Origin of the sequence: Mycobacterium sp., from assembly GCF_052145595.1 — a bacterium.
Lineage (GTDB): Bacteria > Actinomycetota > Actinomycetes > Mycobacteriales > Mycobacteriaceae > Mycobacterium.
In genome coordinates this window covers 1-5,801 of record NZ_JBKQOI010000310.1, presented here as the reverse complement: position 1 = coordinate 5,801, position 5,801 = coordinate 1, and the positions used below count along the sequence as shown (strand labels likewise).

Annotated in this window: 5 protein-coding genes and 1 pseudogene; 2 read left to right on the top strand and 4 right to left on the bottom strand. The window is 63.9% G+C overall.

What is annotated here, in order from left to right; genetic code table 11:
* Nucleotides 1-188: 188 nt before the first annotated feature.
* Entirely contained in the window at nt 189-1,190 is a 1,002-nt protein-coding gene (locus ACLP4W_RS26000; RefSeq protein ID WP_442390265.1) for a Gfo/Idh/MocA family protein, read from the bottom strand.
* A gap of 331 nt (nt 1,191-1,521) precedes the next feature.
* Between ACLP4W_RS26000 and ACLP4W_RS25995 the strand changes: the two genes are divergently transcribed.
* A complete protein-coding gene (locus ACLP4W_RS25995) occupies nt 1,522-2,310 on the top strand; it encodes an alpha/beta fold hydrolase (protein WP_442390263.1) in 789 nt (262 codons plus the stop codon).
* A 175-nt stretch (nt 2,311-2,485) separates the two neighbouring features.
* Here the strand turns inward: ACLP4W_RS25995 and ACLP4W_RS25990 are convergent, their stop codons facing one another.
* Together ACLP4W_RS25990 and ACLP4W_RS25985 are read right to left on the bottom strand one after the other, a co-directional pair.
* Complete coding sequence (locus tag ACLP4W_RS25990; protein ID WP_442390264.1) at nt 2,486-3,226, bottom strand: TylF/MycF/NovP-related O-methyltransferase; 741 nt, start codon at nt 3,224-3,226, stop codon at nt 2,486-2,488.
* Nucleotides 3,199-3,292 (bottom strand): annotated as a pseudogene (locus ACLP4W_RS25985) (macrocin O-methyltransferase); the annotation flags it as partial. The gene ACLP4W_RS25990 and the pseudogene ACLP4W_RS25985, both read right to left, overlap by 28 nt.
* Nucleotides 3,293-3,631: 339 nt before the next feature.
* Between ACLP4W_RS25985 and ACLP4W_RS25980 the strand changes: the two are divergent.
* Nucleotides 3,632-4,426, top strand: a complete 795-nt coding sequence (locus ACLP4W_RS25980) for a GAP family protein (protein WP_442390262.1) — start codon at nt 3,632-3,634, stop codon at nt 4,424-4,426.
* A 256-nt stretch (nt 4,427-4,682) separates the two neighbouring features.
* On the opposite strand, the gene ACLP4W_RS25975 is transcribed toward ACLP4W_RS25980, so the two are convergent.
* On the bottom strand, nt 4,683-5,801 hold a 1,119-nt coding region (locus ACLP4W_RS25975), incomplete at its 5' end, for a glycosyltransferase (RefSeq protein ID WP_442390261.1).

Sequence of the window (5,801 nt, the reverse complement as noted above, 5' to 3'; positions counted from 1 at the left end):
GTGGACACCTCGTTCTTCCCCTCCAGCGCCGGTTTGAACCCCAGTTTGACGGTCGCGGCCAACGCCTTACGGGTGGCCGAGCATCTGAACCAGGCCCATTTCGCCAGCTGATCGATCGACTCCGCCGTTGTATTGACGCGGCGCGCCACCTGTTGTCCGAAGTACCAACCGCGCGAACGGATTAGCGTTCAGGCCGGCTCGCGAAGCGGGAGGCCCGCAGCGCGGTAGATCGCATCGATGACGCTCATGTTCTCGACCGCGTCTTCCGGCGTCGTCTTCACCGGTTCCCCGCGCAGCACCGCCGCGGCGAAAGCCTCAAGCTGATACTCAAAGGAACTGCGCGCCGGGAAGCGCTCTACACGCTTGCTATCGGCTGACCGGACCGAGAGCCGATGGAGAAGCTGGGGTGCCGCTGGACTGAGGTAACGCAACTGACCGCGGTCGCCAACCAGCTTGGCGCTCGCCCGAAACAGATCCGACGACCACAGCGCGCAGCGGACCCGGCCCGTGAGCCAACTTGTAAACCGCAACTCGGCCGTCATGGCCCGGTCCACCTCAGGACCGCTCAGTTTCGCCTGTGCCGAAACGACTTCCGGAGTCGAACCGCCGAACGTGCGCAACATGTCGACCGCATAGACTCCGGCATCCATGAGCGCGCCACCGGCAAGGGAGTAGTCGTAGACGTTGGCGTTGGAGCGCTTCGGCAGTAATACGCACAAGGCGACGTCCACCCGCTCCAGTTTGCCCAGCTCCCCTGAGGCGATGATCTGTTCAACGCGCAAAGTCAACGGATGGTAGCGGTATTGGATTGCCTCCATCACAACCCGGTCTGACGTGGCGGCCAGTTCGGCGATCTCGCGGGCCTCGGCGGCATTGGCCATGAACGGCTTTTCGCACAGCACGTGCTTGCCCGCGGCAAGCGCCGCCCGGGTCCACCTGCCGTGCAAGCTGTTCGGCAGCACGATGTAGACAGCATCCAGGTCCGGATCGGCGATCAGCGCGTCGTAACTTTCGTGCACCCGGGCGATGCCGTGCTTGGCGGCAAAGGCTCGAGCCTGGGACACGTCGCGGTCTGCCACCGCGGCCACCACGACCTCGTCGTTTTCCCGGGCCGGTTTGATGAGGATCATCGGTGCGAAGCGTGAAGCGCCCAGGATGCCGATCCGCACCAGGGCGCCGCTTTCAGCCATGGGCGCGATGCTAGCAGTTGACCCGGGTCGCCCGGATAGACGAACATCGGCCGGCGGGGCACGGCGCTGCGCTTGACCTAGCAGCGGTTCTTCACCGGCGGCCTGGTACTGGCCGCGATGACGGAAGAACCTCTCGGACACCTCGTTCTTCCCCTCAAGCACCGGTTTGAGCCCAAGTTTGACCGTCGCGGCCAACGCCGTGCGGGTGGCCGCGCACGTCAACCAGGCGTACTTCGCCATCCGACAACTTGTCGAATAATGCTTGAAAATGCCGCAGTGACATCTCTCAATCGATCCGGCGTGTTCGTCACCAGCACATAGGATCGCTTTCGTGGATTTATTTGTGCGCGAATCCGGTCCGGTCGGGGCGCCCGCTATCGTCTTCCTTCACGGCGGGGAATATAGCGGCCGATCGTGGCAGCCCGTGGTCGAACGAATGCCGCGATACCACTGTCTGGTCCCCGATCTGCCCCAGCACGGCGAGAGCTTCCAGCGGGGCCCATTCGAGATAGGCGGAGCCGCCATTGCGGTGGCAGAGCTCGTCCGCTCCCGGGTGGGTACCGGCCGGGTACACCTGGTGGGCTTGTCGCTCGGGGCTCAGGTGGGGGCGCAGCTGCTGGCGATCGCGCCAGAACTCGTCGATCGGGCGGTGCTGTGCGGGACAATCGTCGACTCGATGCCAGTTGTTCGGCTGACAGCGCCCCTCCTGGGCTGGGTCGCCTGGATCTCACGATCGGTGACCATCCGGAGGAATGCACGCCTTGCGACGGTTCCGTCGGCCAAGACCGATGACTACCGCGAGGATGTGCGTCTCATGCCGCCCGCACAGATCGCCCACCTCGTCCAGGCCTCCGCGGGGTTCACACTTCCCGAGGGACTCGACAGATCGGATTCGGCCACATTGTTTCTAACCGGCTCCAAGGAGATGCGGCTCATCCGCCGCTCGGCGGCAGCGCTCGCGCAGCGAATGCCCAACGGAGTCGACGGGGTCGCGGTTGGTATGGACCACGAGTGGCCCCTGCGCTATCCGGACCTCTTCTCCCGCACCGTCGACGGCTGGCTCTCCGGTACGGCCCTGCCTCCTGAGATCGCATTGCCGAACTCAGGCGCACCGGTGTAGCCGTCCATCGCGGCCACAACGACCTCGGCGTTTCCCCCCGTCAGGTTGATGAGCGCCAACGGTGCGATGCGGACTTTCCCCCGGGATGCCGATCCGCACCGTGCGCCGGCACATGCTCAAGGCCGGCGCCGATCAGGCGAATGCGTTTACGGCGAAGTGCGTCCCAAGGTCTTCATTACTTGCGCCACAGCACGCCAGTACCGTCTATGTCAACGATCTCCGCGGATATCCCATGTTTCGCGCGGTAGTCGGTGACGGCTTGCTCACACGCCTTCACCGCCTGGTAGTCGTCGATGATGCAGAAACCCCCGGCCGACAGTCGCGGATAGAGCGCTTCGAGCGCTTGTATGGTGGATTCGTAGAGGTCGCCGTCGAGCCTCAATACAGCGATACGATCGATCGGGGCATCGTGCAGGGTGTCTTTGAACCAGCCAGGAAGAAAGCGGACCTGGTCATCTAGTAGCCCGTAGCGCTCGAAATTCGCCCTGACTTCAGCTTCCGACACCCCCAGGATGCCCGCGGCGAACTCCGCCCTAATCCCTTTATCTGCTTTGTAATTTGCGGGATCCGAGCGTGGCACGCCCTGGAACGAATCGGCTAGCCACACGCTTCGCGTGTGATCCCCATAGGCCGCCAGCACCGCGCGCATCAGGATGCAAGCCCCTCCGCGCCACACTCCACATTCGATCAAGTCGCCGGGGATTTCTTCGGCCAGTACCGTCTCAACGCAATGCTGCAGGCTGGTGAGTCTCTGCATTCCGATCATCGTCTCGGCCTCCGCGGGCCAGTCCAAGCCCAACTCGCGTTTGCGCTGATCGAACAGGCTCGTGCCGTTGCGGCGGGCGCTGAGGGCGTTGGCGGTTTTGAGAAGGAGGCGTCGCCGCAGTGGCCAATCCGCGGGCACCCGCTCGTGCATCCCGTATCTGGTCAGGTTGCGTCGGAGCAGGTCGAGGTACAGGGATCGGACGTCGTAATCGGTTATGGTCAAAATTGCCCCTGTCTCGCTTTCCGGCTCTACCGGCGCTGAGTCTAGACTTCCATCGACGGCGTGTTCCGGAGTTTTCCAAGATCCGATCGAGGGAGCGTTCGGTTCACATTCGGCCGGGCGAGACGGCTCATGGGAGCGTACCTTGCGCCGACATTGAACTGCTGTGGCCATGATGCGACGGAGCAACGATGGGCTCCGAGCGGCATTCGACCTCGGGCTGCAAGGCCCAGCTCTCACGCCCGCACCGGAAATCGTGCGCCGGCCTGCCCAGAACAACCCTGGGAAGCTTCAGACGCGCCGACAGACAAGAAACTACCGGGTAGTGTTCCGGCCGTGTGGGGCTCACTGCTGGTGCTGACACTTATGGTGGCGCTCGATCCGGTGCGTCTCGGCGCCACCCTCCTCATGATCTCGCGGCCGCGGCCCCTGCAAAATATGCTCGTCTACTGGATCGGCGGCATGACGGTGGGTGTGACCTACATGCTGGGTCCGCTGATGGTGCTGCACGTCACACCGTTCTTTAGATCTCTTGCGCAAGAGTTGGCCAGCCCGGCCACGTTCGCGAGCTCCACCGTCAGGCACATTCAAATCGGCATCGGTGTGCTGGCGCTATCGCTCGCCGCGCTGATGGCAGTCCGCTTCTGGGCGCGTCCGCGGGCGCAGCTGCCGACACCGGGCGGCACCACGTCGACCCTGGTGACGGACTCGAGTGCGCCGAGCGCAATCTCGCCGCTGCTGGGCGGCGCGCAGGATGAGCCGACGGAGGGCGGATCTGCAATCCGGCGGCTGCTCGGCCGCGCCCGCAATGCGTGGGAAGACGGATCCTTGTGGGTCGCGTTCGTGATCGGCGTTCTAGCGGCGCCGCCACCTTTTACGATTGTATTTGTCCTCACTACCATCATGGCCACCGGAGCCGCGATCGGCACGCAGGTCGGCGCCGCCATCGCGTTCGTCGTCGGGATTCAAGCGGTTGTCGAGATCGCCCTCGTCAGCCATCTGTTTAAGCCGGCGAAAACCCAAGCGGTGCTGCGACTGCTGCACGACTGGACACGGGCTCACCGTCAGAAGATCCTGGTAGCCATGTGCGTGCTAATTGGGGTCGCGCTGGTGGCCCAGGGCAGCGCCTGAGCCGGCGGCGCCGTCACCAGGACACGGCGTTGCGCGTAAACCTCGGTCAATAGACCCACAACGTCACAAGATCCGATCGCGAGAAGTTTCGTGATCCCTTGCAGGACTGGACCTTTGGCTAACCCAAAGCCCGTGTCACAGCACGTCTGGCGAGAAATCTGGCCTACTTCCGTGGACACCGGATTGACTGCGGGCTAAGCCTTGCAGAAAACGCTCGCACTCGGTGATCGATCACGTCGCGCATCGGTGGCGCCGATCAGCCAACACGCTTCAGGCGGGCGAAATCCTCCACACGATCAGCAGCGGCCGCAACACTTTCGGCGGGCCTGGTCATCTGGGTCGCGATCTCGCGGGCTCGGGCGACATATTGAGGGGCGAGGATGGTGCGCAAATCCGCGACCAACGATTTCTCAGTTGTGGTCGAAAAACGCCGGGCCGTGCCCACCTTCAGCCGCTTGACCGCAGCCCCCCACATCAGCTGAACGTCCGCCATCCACAGGATCAACGTGGGCACTCCGGCGCGCATGCCCGCGGCCGTCGTGCCCGCGCCTCCGTGGTGCACAACCGCACGGCAGGCCGGAAAGATCGCCGCAAAATTCACCGCGCCCACCACCTTGACATGCTCGAAATGGGGGACGTCGCTGAAGTCACTCCAGCCGGCGCCAACCAACGCCCGCTCGCCCAATCGCGCGCAGGCCCCGGCGATCATGGCGAGCGTATCGGCCGGAGATTCGACCGGTATGCTGCCGAACCCGAAGAAAATCGGCGGTGTTCCCGCGGCAATCCACGACGCGACCTCCTCGTCGGCATCCGTCGGCGACTCCATCGTCAGGGTACCGACGAAGGGCCGCTGGCCATCCCATTTCGCCCATTCGGACGCCAGACCCGGAAAGCACACCTCGTCGTAGGCCTGGATTTCCAGTGATCCGCGTTCGGCGATCCGTCGCGGCGCGGGTCCTGTGGCCTTCGGCAGGCCCAGTTCGCGGCGCTGCGTGTCCTCGACCTTCTTTACCCCGCGTGAAACCAGCCACTCGTACATCGTCATCGCCCAGCGGATCAATGGCGGAGGCAGGATCGGAACGAGGTGGCCGTTGACCCGAATCGGGAACCAAAGCAGTGTGGCCAACGGCATGTTGCGATACTCCGCGACGTTGGCCGCAAGCTCCTGGTAACTCATACCTGTGAGCAGCAAGTCGGCCCCGTCCGCCAGCGACGTCAGGGTCGTGCTCATTTCTCCCCAGCACTGGCTAGCGGGCTCCCGAGATTCGCGCAGCAACTTTTTCACTTCCTGGATCTTCCAGAAGTTGCGGAAGAAGCGCTTCCAAAAGTCGCGCGTCACTTCCAGCCAGGCCTGCGTATCCGGCCCGTAGGCGAC

Coding starts and splice junctions, on each gene's coding strand:
- ACLP4W_RS26000 (WP_442390265.1), bottom strand. CDS start 1,190: ATGGCTGAAAGCGGCGCCCTGGTGCGGATCGGCATCCTGGGCGCTTCA.
- ACLP4W_RS25990 (WP_442390264.1), bottom strand. CDS start 3,226: ATGCACGAGCGGGTGCCCGCGGATTGGCCACTGCGGCGACGCCTCCTT.